Raw genomic sequence first — 19,160 nt, 5'->3', positions numbered from 1 at the left:
CATGATCCGTTGGGTACTGACCATTTTTATCGCGCTTGTCGTCTTCTCGTCCCTGTTGCCATGGCTGGAAAAGCTGGGCATCGGGCGGCTGCCGGGCGACGTGCGCTTCACGCTGTTCGGCAAAAAATTCTTTCTGCCCTTCGCCTCCACGCTGCTGCTGTCGATGGCCGTGATTGTCATCGCGCGGCTGCTGCGATAGACATGCGCTTCCGATCCCGGCGCACTACAATCGTCACTATCGATCTTCGTGAAAGATAGTCCATGATCCGCTGGGTCGCCGTCATTTTCATCGCGTTGTTCGTTTTCTATCCGCTGCTGCCCTGGCTCGGCAAGCTGCGCGTCGGCCGCGTGCCGGGCGATGTGCGTTTCCGGCTGCGCGGCATCATTTTCTGCCTGCCGTTCGGCTCGACCGTGCTGTGGTCGGTGCTGGCGCTGGTGATCGCGGAACTGGTGAGCCTGAGCTGCCTGTTCTGCTGAATGCGCCCGCGTCCGGTTCAAACACCTATACTGTCCCCACTACCAGCCGGCCCCGCACAAGAACAACATGCAACCCACGCTTGAACAACTGCGCGAACGTTATGGCGATCGCTACAAATGGCTCGTGTTGCTGACCATCATGATCGGCACGGTCGCCTCGATCCTGTCCTCGACCATCGTCAATGTCGCTGTGCCGGACCTGAGTCGCCATTTCATCCTCGGCCAGGAGCGCGCGCAATGGGTGTCGGCGGGATTCATGCTGGCGATGACGCTGTCGATGCTGACCACGCCGTGGCTGCTGCTGCGATTCGGCTTGCGGCGCACCTTCGGCGGCGCGATCTGGCTCTTGCTGTTCGGCGGCGTGGTGGGCGCGTTCAGCGTCAATTACCCGATGCTGCTGTCGATGCGCGTGGTCGAGGGATTGGCGGCGGGCATTCTGCAGCCGATTCCCGCCATTGTGATCCTGCGTTCGTTCGATCCGGCGCAGCAGGGCAGGGCGATGGGGATCTTCGGCTTCGGCGTCGTGCTCGCGCCCGCGATCGGTCCGAGTGTCGGCGGCTTCCTCGTCGAGCATTTCGGCTGGCGTTCGATCTTCCTGGTGGTGGTGCCGTTCTGCCTGATCGTGCAGCTCATGATACGGCGCCTGCTGGCCGTGAATTCGCCGATGAGCGGCGCGGCCAAGGCGCTCGACTGGAAGGGATTGCTGCTGGTCGGCGTCTGCACCATCAGCCTGCTCAACGGTCTCGTGCATTTGCACAAGGAACCGGCGACCGCGATCGGCCTGCTGGTGCTCGGCGCCGTCAGCTTCACCGTCTTCATCGCATCGCAGTTGCGCAGCGACCAGCCGCTGATGAACATGAAGTTGTTCAGACATCGCCAGTTCGCAATGGGCGCGCTGGTGGCATTCATCTACGGCGCGGGCTTGTTCGGCTCGACCTACCTGCTGCCCGTCTACATGCAGATGGCGCTGGAATACGCGCCGTCCCAGGCTGGCGTGATCCTGCTGCCGGCAGGCGTCGTGCTGGCCGTCACAATCGCGGTGGCGGGCAAGCTGGCCGACCGCTTTCCTCCCTACGTGCTGGTGTCGGCCGGGTTGTCGCTGCTGACGCTGTCGTTCGTGCTGATGGCGACGGGGTCGGCGGCCACCAGCTACCTGGCGTTGATGGCGCTGGCTGTCATCGGTCGCATCGGTCTGGGCTTCGTGTTGCCATCGCTCAACCTGGGCGCAATGCGCGGCATCGAGTTCGACCTGATCGCGCAGGGCGCGAGCACGATCAATTTTCTGCGCCAGCTCGGTGGCGCGATCGGCGTCAGCCTGGCCGGCATTGTGCTGGAGTGGCGTCTCGCGGTGCACCACGCCGCGCTGGCCGGCAAGACAACGCAAGCAGCCGATCGTCTCGCCGCATTCAACGAAACCTTCCTGTTCATTGCCTCCTTGTGCGCAATCGCAGTGATTGCTGCGTGGCGCATGCGGGCCGCACCGCGCACTGCGGACGCGGGCTGAGGCAGCCTGTAACACAAACTTGACAGTTTGTGACAGATGGTCGATGTAATTTAGCCGCAATTAGTAAGTTTCGTGTAAGGTGTGCGCTTTTTGTCCACCCTGCCATATCCGGCAAGGCCTCGGACCATGAAACCACCAGTCCCATTGCACATATTCATGGCGCACACCAGTACCAAGGACATTGTTCCGCATACGGATATATTTCCTCTCACCGAGGGGCCGATGGATTTCGTCGAGCCGCCGCCCGCCGCGTCCGCAGTTTCAGCGACGGCTGCGGCGCATATCCCGCGGCAGGATCATTCGCTCGACAAATCGCGTCAGGCAATGCGTCTGAAGCGCCTGCGCCTGGTCTGCCTGTTCGCGGGACTGTATCTGTCCATCCTGATCGTGTTTCATTCGCAGCGCCTCATTGGCCGCGAGGTGCTGGCTGGCATCGTGGTCGTTGTTGTAGTTGCCATGGCCGGCCTGTACGGCATTTTCTTCAGCGGACTCAACCAGAAGGCGCGCGAGAAAAGCCTGACCGCGCCGATCGCGCTTTTCGCTTTGGCGATTCTGCTCTGGACGGACTACGTTGCGCCGCAAAGCCGGATGGTCTTCGTGCCTTTTCTGTTCCTCGTGGTGGCATACGGCATGTATCGCCTGCCCCAGCAGAGCATGCTGCTGCTGACGGCTGCCGCACTGGCCGGCGATGCGGCCGTGATCGCCCTGCATTATCTGCAGCAGATGGATGCCGGCGCGTTCAGGTCGGCCTTGCTGCACTGGCTCGTGCTGGCGCTGACCCTGCCCGGCTTCGTCATGCTCGCGGGACGGGTGCGGCGATTGCACAGCGCGCTCCACAAGGCCGGCGTGACGATCAGAAACATCGAAGAGCACGCCCGGCGCGACCAGCTGCTCGGCTGCTACAACCGGCGCTATCTGATCGCCGTGCTGGAGGAGCAAAAGCGGCTGTCCGACGAAACCGGCGTTCCCCTCTGCCTCGCCGTCATTGATCTCGACCATTTCAAGAGCATCAATGACGAAGTCGGCCATCTTGCCGGCGATGAAGTGCTGCGCACCTTCGCGCGCATCGCGCAGGAGAACGTGCGCCAGGGCGACGTGTTCGGCCGCTATGGCGGCGAGGAATTCGTGCTGATCCTGCCCGAAACGCCGTTGCTGGCGGCACTCAACACCGCCGAGCGCATTCGCGACCAGGTGGAGCGCCATGGCTGGCAGGGCGGGCTGAAGCGGCCCGTCACGGTGTCGATCGGCCTGACCCAGTACATTCCGGGAGAATCGGTGCTGGACCTGTTCTCCCGCACGGATACCGCCATGTATCTCGCCAAGCGCGGCGGCCGCAACCAGGTAGTGGTCGAAGAGCCGAGCATCGAATTGTGGCAGGCGGCGGAAACCGAATTGTCGGTCTGAGCCGCATTGCAGCCCGCGACGCTCAGTCCGCAGACAGAAACCCGCTCAGGCGTTCCGGCGGTCGTCCGATCATTGCCCGTCCGCGGTAGCTGACGATCGGGCGCTGCAGCAGTCGGGGATGCGCGGATACTGCGCGCAGCAGCGCGGCATCATCCGCGTTCGCGAGTCCAAGCTCCGCAAATGCCGCTTCATTGTCGCGCACCATGTCGCGCACCGGGATTCCTAGCAGCTCATGCAGCAAGACAAGTTGCGCCAGTGATGGCGGCGTTTTCAGATATTCGACGATCTGCAGCGTCAGATTCCGCTCTTCGGCAAATTGTTGAACCATCGTCAATGCCTCGCGCGACTTGGAGCAACCGGGATTGTGATAAATCGTAATCATGGGAGACCCTCGATAAAAAAGGCGGTACGCTGGCCTTGATCGGACCTTGTGCGACGCGCTATTGAACTCGATGAGCGACACAGGAGTCAGATCAAGCGGATTCCCGTGGCGCTGCGTCATGCGAATCCGGAAACGAACCAGCCGATTATATGGCGCTGTCCCGCTTGCAAGCGACGCTTCGCGAACAGCTGCCGCCGTATTCCCATGTCAGAACAGAATTCCCGCGAACCGACTTCAGTCAACTCATCCGTCAGCGAACCAGCGACGGCAACGCAGCGCCCGAATGCCTCGAACGGGGAGCCGCGGCAGACGCATCGCCCCGAACGCGACGACTCGCCTTGGGGGCAGACTCGCCGAGTCATTTCCGCACGATTCCGCGCCCTCTCCGACAGCGTCCTGAAACGCATCACGCAACGCACGCTCAAAATCGGCATTTCCGCCCGCATCTTTCACCCCGAAAGCGGCGCTAAAGGCTTGCGCAGCAAGACGCTGCAATACCTGGAGGAATCCATCGCGCAATGGGTAATGTCGCGCGACGTACTGGTCTTCATGATCCCGACGGTGAATGCTAATGGCTTGCTGCATCCGAGCAATATCCGCTTGCGCGACTATGCGCGGCACCTCGACGGGCTCGTTCTGCAAGGCGGTGCGGACGTGTCGCCGCAAACCTATTCACAGGCCGTGACCCGCCCCGAATGGAACGGCGATCGGGCGCGCGACATGTACGAACTCGAGCTGCTCCATGAGTTTGTGGAGGCGGGCAAGCCGGTGCTCGGCGTGTGCCGGGGGTGTCAGTTGATCAATGTCGCGTTCGGCGGCACCCTTTATCAGGACATTGCGTCTGACGTGCCGGCGGCGATCAAGCACGTCAGCGACGATTTGTATGACAGCCACTATCATTCGATCCGTTTTTCGTCCGGATCCTCCCTTGCCGCGCTTTTCCCGGCCAAAACCGAAGCGCTCGTCAACTCGATCCATCATCAGGCCGTCAAGAACCTTGGCCGCGATGTCGTCGTCGAAGCGTTTTCGGGAACCGATCAAATCGTCGAGGCCATCCGCTACCGCAAATCCCGATTCGTGATGGGGCTGCAATGGCATCCGGAATTTCATCGCGCAGGAAGTGCTGAATTGCTGGATTGCACGCCAATTCTTGACGATTTCCTCAGGGCGGCGCGGGAAACGCGCTTCTAGCGCGAGTCCGCTTCCGCGTTGCCGGGCATTGACTTGAAGAGGGACTTTTCCAAGTCCACAAATTTCCGTAGAATTTACCCCGCAACATCTTTTGGTTGTTGACAACGAGGGTTCCTTCCACTATAGTTTGGGGTTCCCTGCGGAGGGGTGGCCGAGTGGTTAATGGCAGCAGACTGTAAATCTGCCCTCTTACGAGTACGCTGGTTCGAATCCAGCCCCCTCCACCAGAATAAGCAGTAATGAAATTGTTACGCGGCTGGAGTTTCAGCCCTTGCGGGTGTAGCTCAATGGTAGAGCTGAAGCCTTCCAAGCTTATGACGAGGGTTCGATTCCCTTCACCCGCTCCAGTTTTCAGTTGGACGTGCCGCAGGTATCGGACAGCAAATGCCCTTGTAGCTCAGTGGTAGAGCACTCCCTTGGTAAGGGAGAGGCCACGTGTTCAATCCACGTCAAGGGCACCATCAGGTTGTTGGTTTTTTCATGTCACTTTGTAGTGCGGTCGGGCTCGTGGCCTGGGCATTCTCATCAAATCGTTAGGAGTCTAAAATGGCAAAAGGCAAGTTTGAGCGGACCAAGCCGCACGTGAATGTGGGCACGATTGGTCACGTTGACCATGGCAAGACCACGCTGACCGCGGCGATCGCGACCGTGCTGTCGAAGAAATTTGGCGGCGAAGCCAAGGCATATGACCAGATCGACGCGGCGCCGGAAGAAAAGGCGCGCGGCATCACGATCAATACCGCGCACGTCGAATACGAAACCGCGGCGCGCCACTATGCGCACGTTGACTGCCCGGGTCACGCCGACTATGTCAAGAACATGATCACCGGCGCCGCCCAGATGGATGGCGCGATCCTGGTGTGTTCCGCCGCCGACGGCCCGATGCCGCAAACCCGCGAGCACATCCTGCTGGCGCGTCAGGTCGGCGTGCCGTACATCATCGTGTTCCTGAACAAGTGCGACATGGTTGATGACGCCGAACTGCTCGAGCTGGTCGAAATGGAAGTGCGCGAGCTGCTGTCCAAGTACGAATTCCCGGGCGACGATCTGCCGATCGTCCAGGGTTCGGCCAAGCTGGCTCTTGAGGGTGACGCCGGCCCGCTGGGCGAGCAAGCCATCATGAAGCTGGCCGAAGCGCTGGACACCTACATCCCGACCCCGGAGCGTGCGATTGACGGCGCCTTCCTGATGCCGGTGGAGGACGTGTTCTCGATCTCAGGCCGCGGCACCGTGGTGACTGGTCGTGTCGAGCGCGGCATCGTCAAGGTTGGCGAAGAAATCGAAATCGTCGGCATCCGCGATACGCAAAAGACGACCTGCACCGGCGTTGAAATGTTCCGCAAGCTGCTCGATCAGGGCCAGGCTGGCGACAACGTCGGCGTGCTGCTGCGCGGCACCAAGCGGGAAGACGTCGAGCGCGGCCAGGTGCTGGCCAAGCCGGGTTCGATCAAGCCGCACAAGCACTTCACCGGCGAGATCTACGTGCTGAGCAAGGATGAGGGTGGCCGTCATACCCCGTTCTTCAACAACTACCGTCCGCAGTTCTACTTCCGCACGACCGACGTGACGGGCGCGATCGAGCTGCCGGAAGGCAAGGAAATGGTGATGCCGGGTGACAACGTCTCGATCACGGTCAAGCTGATCAACCCGATCGCGATGGAAGAGGGGCTGCGCTTCGCGATCCGTGAAGGCGGCCGTACCGTCGGCGCCGGCGTCGTTGCCAAGATCATCGAGTAAATAATGAGTCGTCGCGCCGCAATGCCGGATTTTCGGGGTTGCGGTGTTGAAGATTCACCCATGTTTAGAACGTAGGGGTATAGCTCAACTGGCAGAGCGTCGGTCTCCAAAACCGAAGGTTGGGGGTTCGATTCCCTCTGCCCCTGCCACCGATTCAGGTGCAGGGCACCGAAAGCAAAAGCATATGTCTAACCACCCCGTCGAAACTGTCAGCACATCGAGCGACAAGATCAAGGTTGCTTTGGCAATTTGTGCTGTCGCTGCGGGCGTTGTTGGTTTTTATTTTCTGTCGGATAAGTCAACAGCGGTGCGAGCAGCTGCTCTGGTTGCGGGCCTGATCGTGGCTGTCGCGTTGGCATGCACTTCCGCAATAGGTCGTGAATTTATTGGTTTCGCCAAGGAGTCTGTGCGCGAAGCCAAGAAAGTCGTTTGGCCTACGCGCAAGGAAGCGATGCAGATTACGGCAGTCGTCTTTGGATTCGTCCTTGTCATGGCGATTTTCCTGTGGGGCACCGACAAGTTGCTGGAATTTTTGTTGTACGACCTGATTCTGGGCTGGAAAATATGATGAGCGAGAACATGCAAGATAGCGCAGCAAGCGCCTCCGCAGTGACTCACTCTGGAGGCAATAAGCGTTGGTATGTGGTGCACGCTTACTCCGGCATGGAAAAAAGCGTGCAGCGTGCGCTGCTCGAGCGTATCGAGCGCGCCGGCATGCAAGACAAGTTTGGTCAGATACTGGTGCCCACCGAGGAAGTTATTGAAGTCAAAAACGGCCAGAAATCGGTAACGGAACGTCGTTTCTTTCCCGGTTACGTCTTGGTCGAGATGGAAATGACTGATGAAACCTGGCACTTGGTAAAAAATACCAGCAAGGTGACTGGTTTTATCGGTGGGAAGTCGAACAAGCCGACGCCGATTCCGCCCCATGAAGTCGACAAGATCATGCAGCAAATGCAAGAGGGCGTTGAAAAGCCGCGTCCCAAGGTCTTGTACGAAGTTGGCGAACTTGTTCGCATCAAGGATGGTCCCTTCACTGACTTTAACGGCAATGTCGAGGAAGTCAATTACGAGAAATCGCGTGTACGGGTTTCTGTGACCATTTTCGGACGTGCTACGCCAGTCGAGCTGGAATTCGGTCAGGTCGAAAAGGTTTGATCCGATCCATAATCAATTCGCAGTAAACGTTATTAGAGCGTCGCTTGTCTCGAGAACTTGCGGAATCTAAGTGGTAATCAAGAGGAGCCTTACTAGTCGGCTTAAGCGCTGACGAACAGGCGTTAATACTCATTCAACGCAGGAGCCAAAATGGCAAAGAAAATCATAGGCTTTATCAAGCTGCAAGTGCCGGCTGGTAAGGCGAACCCCTCCCCTCCGATCGGCCCGGCGCTGGGCCAGCGGGGTTTGAACATCATGGAATTCTGCAAGGCATTCAATGCCCAGACACAAGGCGTTGAGCCGGGTCTGCCGATTCCTGTTGTGATCACGGCATTTGCCGACAAATCCTTCACTTTCGTGATGAAGACGCCGCCGGCGACTATCTTGATCAAGAAAGCTGCAGGAATTCAAAAGGGTTCGTCCAAGCCGCATACCGACAAGGTTGGCAAGATCACCCGCAAGCAAGCTGAAGAAATCGCAACAACAAAAATGCCGGATCTCACGGCAGCTGACATGGATGCAGCCGTGCGCACGATCGCCGGTTCCGCTCGCTCCATGGGCATCACGGTGGAGGGTCTGTAATGGCTAAATTATCAAAGCGCGCCAAGGCATTGAAAGCAAAAGTCGACCGCACCAAGGTTTACGCGTTCGATAATGCGATAGCCCTAGTCAAGGAATGTGCTACTGCCAAGTTCGATGAATCGATTGACGTTGCAGTGCAACTCGGTGTTGATGCCAAGAAGTCCGATCAAGTTGTGCGTGGTTCTGTCGTCTTGCCGGCCGGTACAGGCAAGACTGTCCGTGTAGCGGTGTTTGCCGCTGGCGACAAGGCAGAGCAGGCGAAGGCCGCGGGTGCGGACATCGTCGGCATGGAAGATCTGGCCGATCGTATCAAGGCCGGCGACATGCCGTTTGATATCGTGATCGCTTCGCCGGACACCATGCGTATCGTCGGTACCTTGGGTCAGATTCTGGGTCCGCGCGGCATGATGCCAAACCCGAAAGTCGGTACTGTCACTCCGGACGTTGCGACGGCGGTCAAGAATGCCAAGGCTGGTCAAGTGCAATACCGTACCGACAAGGCCGGCATCATTCATGCGACTATCGGACGCAAGTCGTTTGGTGACGATGCGCTCAAGTCCAACTTGGTAGCATTGATCGAAGCATTGAACAAGGCCAAACCGGCCACCAGCAAAGGCGTGTACCTACGCAAGGTCGCGTTGTCTTCGACAATGGGTGCCGGCGTCCGCGTCGATCAGGCCACGCTGACTGCCTGATGTATTGAATCAAGTCCTCGTGCTGCAGATGGCATGAGGCGAATCTTTGGGCTGGATCTGCTTCGGCAATGTGGAAGTGGATCCGGATTATCAAAGACCGTTGGGCCGCGTGTGGTTTATGCACAAGGTTAAAACGTCGAGGGAAAACCTTCGGTACCCAACGCAGATGGTGAACCCGAACAAGTTTTGTAGTCTCAACGCCAGCAATTGCCGGCACTGAACTCCCGAACTTCGGACGCCGTGTTCGAACCGATGCGAGAGCAAGTCATTCATGACTGATCGAGCATCATTTTTGGAGGTTGATCTTGAGTCTCAATCTGAATGACAAAAAGGCCGTCGTCGCCGAAATCTCTGCGAAAGTGGCAACTGCGCAGACGATCGTCGTGGCCGAATACCGTGGCATCCAGGTTGGTCACTTGACGCAACTGCGCGCCAAGGCGCGTTCCCAGGGTGTGTACATGCGCGTGTTGAAAAACACGCTGGCACGTCGCGCCGTCGAGGGCACGCCGTTTGCCGGCCTCGCCTCCGAAATGACCGGCCCGTTGATCTACTCGATCTCCGAGGATGCCGTTGCTGCTGCGAAAGTCGTTCACGACTTTTCCAAAACCAACGACAAACTGGTCATCAAGGCAGGTAACTACGCAGGAAAATCGCTTGATAAAGCGGGTGTCACTGCGCTGGCCAGCATTCCGAGCCGTGAAGTCCTCATCGCCCAGTTGCTGGGTGTGATGCAGGCTCCGGTTTCCGGCTTTGCACGCGGTTTGGCTGCACTCGCAGCGAAGAAGGAAGCGGAAAGCGCCTGATCCCGAGATTCTTCGAAGGATCAAGCCGCCCCTTTTGCGTCAATACCGATTAGATGTAATTACCGAATCAATTTAGGAGTTTTAAATGGCAATTAGCAAAGACGATATCCTCGAAGCAGTAGGTCAGATGTCCGTGATGGACCTGAATGACCTGGTCAAGGCTTTTGAAGAAAAGTTTGGCGTTTCCGCAGCTGCAATGGCAGTCGCCGGTCCGGCAGTTGGTGGCGGTGCTGCCGCAGCGGCTGAAGAGCAGACCGAATTCACGGTTGTGCTGGCTGAAGTTGGCGCCAACAAAGTTGGAGTAATCAAGGCGGTTCGTGAAATCACCGGCTTGGGCCTGAAGGAAGCGAAGGACCTCGTTGACGGCGCGCCAAAGCCAGTCAAGGAAGGCATCGCCAAGGCCGATGCAGAAGCTGCGAAGAAGAAGCTCGAAGAAGCTGGCGCGAAAGCTGAACTCAAGTAATCTCGGCTTGCCAGGGCGAGGTCAAATCGCCGGAGTCAAAGCGTGGAACTCTCTCCGCAAGAGAGGGTTCGGCTTTGGCTCCTTTGTCGTTTTCACGTTTTAGCGCGCAATGAATCTGGTTTGATTGAAAGTTCGACGAGAGTTTGTCGACTCAGGTAGTCAGTCTAGTCAGGTTCAATGGCAGAGACTTGAGGTTTCGCAGATGGCAGCGGTTGCATTCGTGGCCAGCAGCGAATCCTGAATTCTCCATCCTTCCTGTCACTCACGGAGTGTCCATGCACTACTCATTTACTGAGAAGAAGCGCATTCGCAAATCATTCGCGAAGCGCGCAAACGTCCACAACGTTCCGTTCCTGCTCGCGACTCAGCTCGAGTCTTACCTGAGCTTCCTGCAGGCCGATAAAGTTCCATCGCAACGCAAGAATGAAGGTTTGCAATCCGCCTTCACCTCGATTTTTCCAATCGTATCGCACAATGGATTTGCACGGCTAGAGTTTCTCTCGTATGTGTTGGGCGACCCGCCGTTCGACGTCAAGGAATGTCAGCAACGCGGACTGACTTTTGCGTCACCGCTGCGTGCAAAAGTACGTCTCGTCATTCTCGACAAGGAATCGCCGACCAAGCCGGTCGTCAAGGAGATGAAAGAACAGGAAGTCTACATGGGCGAATTGCCGCTCATGACGACCACCGGTTCGTTCGTGATCAACGGAACCGAGCGAGTGATCGTATCGCAGCTGCATCGTTCCCCGGGCGTGTTCTTCGAGCATGATCGAGGCAAGACGCATTCATCCGGCAAGCTGCTGTTTTCCGCTCGCATCATTCCGTATCGCGGCTCCTGGCTCGACTTCGAATTCGATCCGAAGGATATCCTGTTCTTCCGAGTCGACCGCCGCCGCAAGATGCCTGTCACGATTCTGCTGAAGGCAATCGGCATGACGCCGGAGCAGATTCTCGCGAACTTCTTCGTGTTCGACAACTTCACTCTGCGTTCCGAAGGGGCCGAGATGGAGTTCGTCGCCGAACGTCTGCGCGGTGAAGTTGCACGTTTTGATATCGCCGACAAGTCGGGCAAGGTCATCGTCGCGAAAGACAAGCGGATCAACGCCAAGCATGTGCGTGAAATCGATGCGGCCGGCATCAAGCACATTTCCGTGCCTGAGGACTATCTGCTTGGTCGCGTACTGGCCAGGAACATCGTCGATGCCGAAACCGGCGAAGTTGTCGCCAGCGCCAATGACGAACTGACTGACGATCTGCTCGGACGTCTGCGCGATGCCGGTGTGACCGACATTCAGACCCTGTACACGAACGATCTCGATCAGGGCGGCTATATTTCGCAGACGCTGCGCGTCGATGATACAGCCGATCAAACTGCCGCTCGCGTCGCGATCTATCGCATGATGCGTCCGGGCGAGCCGCCGACCGAAGACTCGGTGGAGGCGCTGTTCAACGGGTTGTTCTACAGCGAAGAGCGGTATGACCTGTCGGCAGTCGGCCGCATGAAGTTCAACCGCCGCATCGGCCGCGATGAACTCACCGGAGCGATGACGCTGTCGAACGACGACATTCTGGCTGTCATCAAGATCCTGGTTGAATTGCGTAACGGCCGCGGCGAAGTGGATGATATCGACCACCTCGGCAATCGCCGCGTGCGCTGCGTCGGCGAGCTCGCCGAGAATCAGTTCCGCGCCGGTCTCGTGCGTGTCGAGCGTGCCGTCAAGGAGCGTCTCGGCCAGGCGGAGGCGGATAACCTGATGCCGCACGACTTGATCAATTCCAAGCCGATCTCGGCGGCAATCCGGGAATTTTTCGGTTCGTCGCAGCTGTCGCAGTTCATGGACCAGACCAATCCGTTGTCTGAAATCACGCACAAGCGTCGTGTTTCTGCACTCGGCCCGGGCGGTTTGACGCGCGAACGCGCCGGCTTCGAGGTGCGCGACGTGCATCCAACGCACTACGGTCGCGTGTGCCCGATCGAAACGCCAGAAGGCCCGAACATCGGTCTGATCAACTCGCTCGCGTTGTATGCGCGCCTGAACGAATACGGTTTCCTCGAAACGCCGTATCGCAAGGTCGATGGAAGCACGGTTACCAACCAGATTGACTATCTGTCCGCGATTGAAGAAGGCCGTTACATCATCGCTCAGGCGAATGCGACCATCGACAAGGACGGCAAGCTGTCGGATGAATTGGTGTCTGCCCGTCAGGCAGGCGAGACCATCCTGGTTTCGCCGGAGCGTGTGCAGTACATGGACGTGGCGCCAGGTCAGGTGGTTTCGGTTGCGGCATCGCTGATCCCGTTCCTCGAGCATGACGATGCGAACCGTGCATTGATGGGTGCCAACATGCAACGTCAGGCGGTTCCTTGCTTGCGTCCGGAAAAGGCCTACGTCGGTACAGGCGTCGAGCGCACGGTTGCCGTCGACTCCGGTACCACGGTGCAGGCACTCCGCGGCGGTATCGTTGACTATGTTGATGCCGGCCGTATCGTGATTCGCGTGAATGATGACGAGGCGGCAGCGGGTGAGGTCGGCGTTGATATCTACAACCTGATCAAGTACACGCGCTCCAACCAGAACACGAACATCAACCAGCGTCCGATCGTCCAGATCGGCGACCGTGTTGCCAAGCATGACGTGATTGCGGATGGCGCTTCGACCGATCTCGGCGAATTGGCATTGGGTCAAAACATGCTGGTCGCGTTCATGCCATGGAACGGCTACAACTTCGAAGACTCGATCCTGATCTCCGAGAAGGTGGTGGCCGATGATCGCTACACTTCGATCCACATCGAAGAGTTGTCGGTGGTCGCACGCGACACCAAGCTGGGCGCTGAGGAAATCACCCGAGATATTTCGAATCTGGCGGAAAACCAGCTGGCACGTCTCGACGAGTCCGGCATCGTTTACATCGGCGCGGAAGTCGAAGCCGGTGATACGCTGGTCGGCAAGGTGACGCCGAAGGGCGAAACGCAATTGACGCCGGAAGAAAAGCTGCTGCGCGCGATCTTCGGCGAAAAGGCATCCGACGTCAAAGACACCTCGCTGCGCGTGCCGTCCGGCATGGTCGGCACGGTTATCGACGTGCAGGTGTTCACGCGCGAAGGTATCCAGCGCGACAAGCGCGCACAGCAGATCATCGACGATGAACTGAAGCGCTATCGTCTCGACCTGAACGACCAGCTCCGTATCGTTGAAGGCGACGCCTTCCAGCGTCTGGAAAAGATGTTGATCGGCAAGGTCGTCAACGGCGGTCCGAAGAAGCTTGCCAAGGGCGCGAAGATCACCAAGGAATATCTGGACGACCTCGACAAGTACCACTGGTTCGACATCCGTCCGGCGGAAGACGACACGGCTGCCGCGCTCGAAGCGATCAAGGAATCGATCAACGAGAAGCGCCATCAGTTCGATCTCGCGTTCGAAGAGAAGCGCAAGAAGCTCACGCAAGGCGACGAACTGCCGCCAGGCGTGCAGAAGATGGTCAAGGTGTACCTGGCGGTGAAGCGCCGCCTGCAGCCCGGCGACAAGATGGCGGGGCGTCACGGTAACAAGGGTGTGGTGTCGCGCATCGTGCCGGTGGAAGACATGCCATACATGGCAGACGGTACTCCGGCCGACATCGTGCTGAACCCGCTGGGCGTGCCGTCGCGGATGAACGTCGGTCAGGTGCTGGAAGTGCATCTGGGCTGGGCCTCGAAGGGTCTCGGCCTGCGCATCGGTGAAATGCTGAAGGCGCAAGCCAAGGCTGCCGAATTGCGCAAGTTCCTGACGACCATCTACAACGAGTCGGGCCGCTCGGAAGAGCTTGACAAGTTCACCGACGAGGAAGTCCTGCAGCTCGCGGCGAACCTGAAGCATGGCGTGCCGTTCGCGACGCCGGTGTTCGATGGCGCGCACGAAAGCGAAATCCATCGCATGCTGGACCTCGCGTATCCGGAACCGATCGCCAAGCAGCTGGGCATGACACCTTCCAAGAACCAGGTCACGATGTACGACGGCCGCACCGGCGAAGCATTCGAGCGCACCGTCACCGTGGGCTACATGCACGTGCTGAAGTTGCACCACCTGGTGGACGACAAGATGCATGCGCGTTCGACCGGTCCGTACTCGCTGGTTACCCAGCAGCCGCTGGGCGGCAAGGCGCAGTTCGGCGGCCAGCGTTTCGGCGAGATGGAAGTCTGGGCGCTGGAAGCCTACGGTGCGTCCTACGTGCTGCAGGAAATGCTCACCGTCAAGTCGGACGACGTCACCGGCCGTACCAAGGTGTACGAGAACCTGGTCAAGGGCGATCATGTCATCGACGCCGGCATGCCGGAATCCTTCAACGTGTTGGTGAAGGAAATCCGCTCGCTCGGTATCGACATCGACCTGGAACGCGACTGATTGCAGATGGCCGGGCCTGCGGCAGATCGCAGGCCCCATCTGTGAAGCACAAGATATTTTTATTCACGCCAACCTGGAGTGATACATGAAAGCACTGCTCGATTTATTCAAGCAAGTTCAGCAAAATGAACAATTCGACGCGATCAAGATCGGCCTCGCGTCGCCTGAGAAAATCCGTTCCTGGTCCTACGGCGAAGTCAAGAAGCCGGAAACCATCAACTACCGTACCTTCAAGCCGGAGCGTGACGGCCTGTTCTGCGCCAAGATCTTCGGCCCGATCAAGGATTACGAATGCCTGTGCGGCAAGTACAAGCGCCTGAAGCACCGCGGCGTCATTTGTGAAAAATGCGGCGTCGAGGTAACGCTGGCCAAGGTGCGCCGCGAGCGCATGGGCCACATCGAACTGGCATCGCCGACCGCGCATATCTGGTTCCTGAAGTCGCTGCCATCGCGTCTGGGCATGGTGCTCGACATGACGTTGCGCGACATCGAACGCGTTCTCTACTTCGAAGCCTACGTCGTGACCGATCCCGGCATGACGCCGCTGAAGAAGTGCCAGATCATGTCGGAAGACGATTACGCCGCCAAGTACGACGAGTATGGCGATGACTTCACGGCATTCATGGGCGCCGAAGGCATCCGCGAATTGCTGCGTTCGATCGACATCGACCGCGACGTCGAGACGCTGCGCCAGGAATTGAAGGATTCCAAGTCGGAAGCGAAGATCAAGAAGTATGCGAAGCGCCTGAAAGTGCTCGAGGCATTCCAGCGTTCCGGCATCAAGCCGGACTGGATGATCATGGAAGTGCTGCCGGTGCTGCCGCCGGAACTGCGTCCGCTGGTGCCGCTCGACGGTGGTCGTTTTGCGACTTCCGATCTGAACGACTTGTATCGCCGCGTGATCAACCGTAACAACCGGTTGAAGCGGTTGATGGAACTGCGCGCGCCGGAAATCATCACCCGCAACGAAAAGCGCATGCTGCAGGAAGCGGTCGACTCGCTGCTGGACAACGGCCGTCGCGGCAAGGCGATGACCGGCGCCAACAAGCGTCCGCTGAAGTCCCTGGCCGAAATGATCAAGGGCAAGGGCGGTCGCTTCCGTCAGAATCTGTTGGGCAAGCGCGTTGACTACTCCGGTCGTTCCGTCATCGTGGTGGGGCCGCAGCTCAAGCTGCATCAGTGCGGCCTGCCGAAACTGATGGCGCTGGAGCTGTTCAAGCCTTTCATCTTCAACAAGCTCGAATTGATGGGCCTCGCGACCACGATCAAGGCTGCGAAGAAGCTGGTCGAAATCCAAGAACCGGTAGTGTGGGACATCCTGGAAGAAGTGATTCGCGAACATCCGGTGATGCTCAACCGTGCGCCGACGCTGCACCGTCTCGGTATCCAGGCGTTCGAGCCGGTGCTGATCGAAGGCAAGGCGATCCAGCTGCATCCGCTCGTTTGCGCGGCGTTCAACGCCGACTTCGACGGTGACCAGATGGCGGTCCACGTTCCCTTGTCGATCGAAGCGCAGATGGAAGCGCGCGCCCTGATGCTCGCTTCCAACAACGTGCTGTTCCCGTCGAACGGCGAACCGTCGATCGTGCCGTCGCAGGATATCGTCTTGGGTCTGTACTACGCGACCCGCGAGAAGATCAACGGCAAGAACGAAGGCATGATGTTCCCGGACGTGTCCGAAGTGATTCGCGCGTACGACAACAAGGAAGTCGAGCTCACCACCCGTATCACGGTGCGTATCACCGAGTATCCGAAGGATGCGACGACCGGCGAATTCGTGAAGACCATCAAGCGCTACGAGACCACCGTCGGCCGCGCGATTCTTTCGGAAATTCTGCCGAAGGGCTTGCCGTTCACCGTGCTCAACCGCGCGCTGAAGAAGAAGGAAATCTCGAAGCTGATCAACACCTCGTTCCGCAAGTGCGGTCTGCGCGCGACCGTCGTGTTTGCCGACCAGCTGATGCAGTCCGGCTTCCGCCTCGCGACCCGCGCCGGTATCTCCATCTGCGTGGACGACATGCTGGTGCCGCCGCAGAAGACGACCATCATCGCCAAGGCCGAACATGAAGTGAAGCAGATCGAGCAGCAATACGCGTCCGGTCTGGTCACCGCAGGCGAACGCTACAACAAGGTGGTGGATATCTGGGGCAAGGCCGGTGACGAAGTCGGCAAGGCCATGATGGACCAGCTCAAGGTGGAGGACGTCATCAAGCGCGACGGCTCGAAGTCGGTGCAGGAATCGTTCAACGCGATTTACATGATGGCCGACTCCGGTGCGCGGGGTTCCGCTGCTCAGATCCGCCAGCTGGCCGGCATGCGCGGCCTGATGGCCAAGCCGGACGGCTCGATCATCGAAACGCCGATTACCGCGAACTTCCGCGAAGGCCTGAACGTGTTGCAGTACTTCATCTCCACGCACGGTGCCCGTAAGGGTCTGGCCGATACCGCGTTGAAGACCGCGAACTCGGGTTATCTGACGCGTCGCCTGGTCGACGTCACGCAGGATCTGGTCGTGATCGAAGACGATTGCGGTACAGCCAATGGTGCTTCGATGAAGGCGCTGGTCGAAGGCGGTGAAGTCATCGAGGCATTGCGCGATCGTATCCTCGGCCGCGTGTCCGCCAACGATGTGATCAACCCCGAAGACCAGTCGACGCTGTACGAAGCCGGCACCTTGCTGGATGAAGACGCAGTCGAAGAAATCGAGCGCCTCGGCATTGATGAAGTCAAGGTGCGCACACCGCTGACTTGCGACACCCGCTACGGTTTGTGCGCCAAGTGCTACGGTCGCGATCTCGGCCGCGGCATGCTCGTCAATGCCGGCGAAGCAGTCGGCGTGATTGCCGCGCAGTCGATCGGCGAACCGGGTACGCAGCTCACGATGCGTACCTTCCACATCGGTGGTGCGGCGTCGCGTGCGGCCGTTGCCTCGAGCGTGGAAGCCAAGTCGAACGGCACGGTGCGCTTTACCGCCACCATGCGCTACGTCACCAATGGCAAGGGCGAACAGATCGTCATTTCCCGTTCCGGCGAAGTGCTGATCACCGACGACCACGGCCGCGAACGCGAACGCCACAAGGTGCCGTACGGCGCGACGCTGCTGGTCAAGGATGGCCTCGCGATCAAGGCTGGCACCGCGCTGGCGACATGGGATCCGCTGACCCGCCCGATCATTACCGAATACACCGGCACGGTGAAGTTCGAAAACGTCGAGGAAGGCGTGACGGTCGCCAAGCAGATCGACGAAGTGACTGGTCTGTCGACCCTGGTCGTTATCGACGCGAAGCGCCGCGGTTCCGCCACCAAGACGGTGCGGCCGCAGGTGAAACTGCTGAACGAGAAGGGCGAGGAAGTGAAGATCGCCGGCACCGAACACGCAGTGACGATCGGCTTCCAGGTCGGCGCGCTGATCACGGTGAAGGATGGTCAGCAAGTGTCGGTGGGTGAAGTGCTTGCACGTATCCCGACCGAGTCGCAGAAGACCCGTGACATTACCGGCGGTCTGCCGCGCGTGGCCGAACTGTTCGAAGCACGTTCGCCGAAGGACGCCGGCATGCTGGCGGAAGTCACCGGTACGGTCGCGTTCGGCAAGGAAACCAAGGGCAAGCAGCGCCTGGAAATCACCGACATGGACGGCAACAAGCACGAGTTCCTGATCACCAAGGACAAGCAGGTGCTGGTGCACGACGGTCAAGTGGTGAACAAGGGCGAAATGATCGTGGACGGTCCGGCCGATCCGCAAGACATCCTGCGTCTGCTGGGTATCGAAGCGCTGGCACGTTACATCGTCGACGAAGTGCAGGACGTGTACCGCTTGCAAGGCGTGAAGATCAACGACAAGCACATTGAAGTGATCGTGCGTCAGATGCTGCGCCGCGTGCAAGTGGTCGATGCCGGCGATACGTCCTACATTCCGGGTGAGCAGGTCGAGCGTTCGGAACTGCTGGACGAAAACGACCGCGTCATCGGCGAAGACAAGCGTCCGGCGACCTACGAAAACGTGCTGCTCGGTATTACCAAGGCATCGCTGTCGACCGACTCCTTCATCTCCGCAGCGTCCTTCCAGGAAACCACGCGGGTCCTTACCGAAGCCGCGATCATGGGCAAGAAGGATGGTCTGCGCGGTCTGAAGGAAAATGTCATCGTCGGCCGTCTGATTCCTGCCGGTACCGGTTTGGCTTACCACCGTGCTCGCAAGGAAAAGGAAACGTGGGAAGCGGAAGAGCGGACCGCGCTGCTGCAAGCCGAGCAATCGGCTCGCGCAGTCGAAGCCGAGGCTGCTGCAACCATCGAAACGAACGGGACGCCGGACAGCGAAGGCTGATCAGTGCTCCGTCAATGAAAACGGCACCGGGGAAACTCGGTGCCGTTTTTGTTTTGCG

At 58.9% G+C, this 19,160-nt stretch carries 15 protein-coding genes and 4 tRNA genes; 18 read left to right on the top strand and 1 reads right to left on the bottom strand.

The genetic code is table 11. The features are described from left to right. The first annotated feature begins 1 nt into the window (after position 1). From D3870_RS16335 to D3870_RS16320, 4 genes are all read left to right on the top strand, one after another. Entirely contained in the window at positions 2-199 is a 198-nt protein-coding gene (locus D3870_RS16335; RefSeq protein WP_119740727.1) for a DUF2905 domain-containing protein, read from the top strand. Positions 200-261: 62 nt separating this feature from the next. Next, a complete protein-coding gene (locus D3870_RS16330) occupies positions 262-477 on the top strand; it encodes a DUF2905 domain-containing protein (protein WP_119740725.1) in 216 nt (71 codons plus the stop codon). Positions 478-544: 67 nt separating this feature from the next. Further along, positions 545-1,981 (top strand): DHA2 family efflux MFS transporter permease subunit, encoded by a 1,437-nt coding sequence (locus D3870_RS16325; RefSeq protein ID WP_119740723.1) that lies wholly within the window; start codon positions 545-547, stop codon positions 1,979-1,981. Positions 1,982-2,137: 156 nt separating this feature from the next. Continuing rightward, positions 2,138-3,385: a GGDEF domain-containing protein gene (locus D3870_RS16320; protein ID WP_119740721.1), complete on the top strand. Its 1,248-nt coding sequence runs from the start codon at positions 2,138-2,140 to the stop codon at positions 3,383-3,385. A gap of 22 nt (positions 3,386-3,407) precedes the next feature. Here D3870_RS16320 and arsC read toward each other — a convergent pair whose 3' ends face one another. Further along, positions 3,408-3,767 carry an arsenate reductase (glutaredoxin) gene (gene arsC / locus D3870_RS16315; protein ID WP_119740719.1) on the bottom strand — a complete coding sequence of 120 codons (360 nt, stop codon included), beginning with the start codon at positions 3,765-3,767 and terminating at the stop codon, positions 3,408-3,410. A 204-nt stretch (positions 3,768-3,971) separates the two neighbouring features. Here arsC and D3870_RS16310 point away from each other — a divergent pair, with 204 nt between their 5' ends. The 14 genes from D3870_RS16310 (at position 3,972) to rpoC (ending at position 19,102) form a co-directional block, all read left to right on the top strand. Beyond that, positions 3,972-4,958 carry a gamma-glutamyl-gamma-aminobutyrate hydrolase family protein gene (locus D3870_RS16310; protein WP_119742243.1) on the top strand — a complete coding sequence of 329 codons (987 nt, stop codon included), beginning with the start codon at positions 3,972-3,974 and terminating at the stop codon, positions 4,956-4,958. Between the two features lie 141 nt (positions 4,959-5,099). Then, positions 5,100-5,185, top strand: a tRNA-Tyr gene (locus D3870_RS16305). 46 nt (positions 5,186-5,231) lie between these two features. Further along, positions 5,232-5,305, top strand: a tRNA-Gly gene (locus D3870_RS16300). Positions 5,306-5,344: 39 nt separating this feature from the next. After that, positions 5,345-5,419 (top strand) — tRNA-Thr (locus D3870_RS16295). Between the two features lie 85 nt (positions 5,420-5,504). Beyond that, the gene (tuf, locus tag D3870_RS16290) at positions 5,505-6,695 is read left to right on the top strand and encodes an elongation factor Tu (protein ID WP_119740718.1); all 1,191 of its coding nucleotides are present in this window, start codon (positions 5,505-5,507) and stop codon (positions 6,693-6,695) included. Between the two features lie 73 nt (positions 6,696-6,768). Then, positions 6,769-6,844, top strand: a tRNA-Trp gene (locus D3870_RS16285). A 35-nt stretch (positions 6,845-6,879) separates the two neighbouring features. After that, positions 6,880-7,263, top strand: a complete 384-nt coding sequence (gene secE / locus D3870_RS16280) for a preprotein translocase subunit SecE (RefSeq protein ID WP_119740716.1) — start codon at positions 6,880-6,882, stop codon at positions 7,261-7,263. Between the two features lie 11 nt (positions 7,264-7,274). Next, positions 7,275-7,853 (top strand): transcription termination/antitermination protein NusG, encoded by a 579-nt coding sequence (nusG, locus tag D3870_RS16275; protein WP_119742241.1) that lies wholly within the window; start codon positions 7,275-7,277, stop codon positions 7,851-7,853. 150 nt (positions 7,854-8,003) lie between these two features. Beyond that, positions 8,004-8,435: a 50S ribosomal protein L11 gene (gene rplK, locus D3870_RS16270; protein WP_119740714.1), complete on the top strand. Its 432-nt coding sequence runs from the start codon at positions 8,004-8,006 to the stop codon at positions 8,433-8,435. Then, the gene (gene rplA, locus D3870_RS16265; protein WP_119740712.1) at positions 8,435-9,130 is read left to right on the top strand and encodes a 50S ribosomal protein L1; all 696 of its coding nucleotides are present in this window, start codon (positions 8,435-8,437) and stop codon (positions 9,128-9,130) included. The genes rplK and rplA overlap by 1 nt, the downstream gene beginning before the upstream one ends. 305 nt (positions 9,131-9,435) lie before the next feature. Further along, positions 9,436-9,933: a 50S ribosomal protein L10 gene (gene rplJ, locus D3870_RS16260; protein ID WP_119742239.1), complete on the top strand. Its 498-nt coding sequence runs from the start codon at positions 9,436-9,438 to the stop codon at positions 9,931-9,933. Positions 9,934-10,018: 85 nt separating this feature from the next. Further along, positions 10,019-10,396 (top strand): 50S ribosomal protein L7/L12, encoded by a 378-nt coding sequence (gene rplL / locus D3870_RS16255; RefSeq protein WP_119740710.1) that lies wholly within the window; start codon positions 10,019-10,021, stop codon positions 10,394-10,396. Positions 10,397-10,671: 275 nt separating this feature from the next. Further along, positions 10,672-14,778 carry a DNA-directed RNA polymerase subunit beta gene (gene rpoB, locus D3870_RS16250; RefSeq protein ID WP_119740708.1) on the top strand — a complete coding sequence of 1,369 codons (4,107 nt, stop codon included), beginning with the start codon at positions 10,672-10,674 and terminating at the stop codon, positions 14,776-14,778. Positions 14,779-14,863: 85 nt separating this feature from the next. Further along, positions 14,864-19,102 carry a DNA-directed RNA polymerase subunit beta' gene (gene rpoC / locus D3870_RS16245; RefSeq protein ID WP_119740706.1) on the top strand — a complete coding sequence of 1,413 codons (4,239 nt, stop codon included), beginning with the start codon at positions 14,864-14,866 and terminating at the stop codon, positions 19,100-19,102. The last annotated feature ends 58 nt before the right edge of the window (positions 19,103-19,160 follow it).

This window comes from Noviherbaspirillum cavernae (assembly GCF_003590875.1).
Classification (GTDB): Bacteria; Pseudomonadota; Gammaproteobacteria; order Burkholderiales; family Burkholderiaceae_D; genus Noviherbaspirillum; species Noviherbaspirillum cavernae.
Note: the sequence above shows the minus strand (reverse complement) of the source record. Positions and strands in the feature narration are given on the sequence as shown.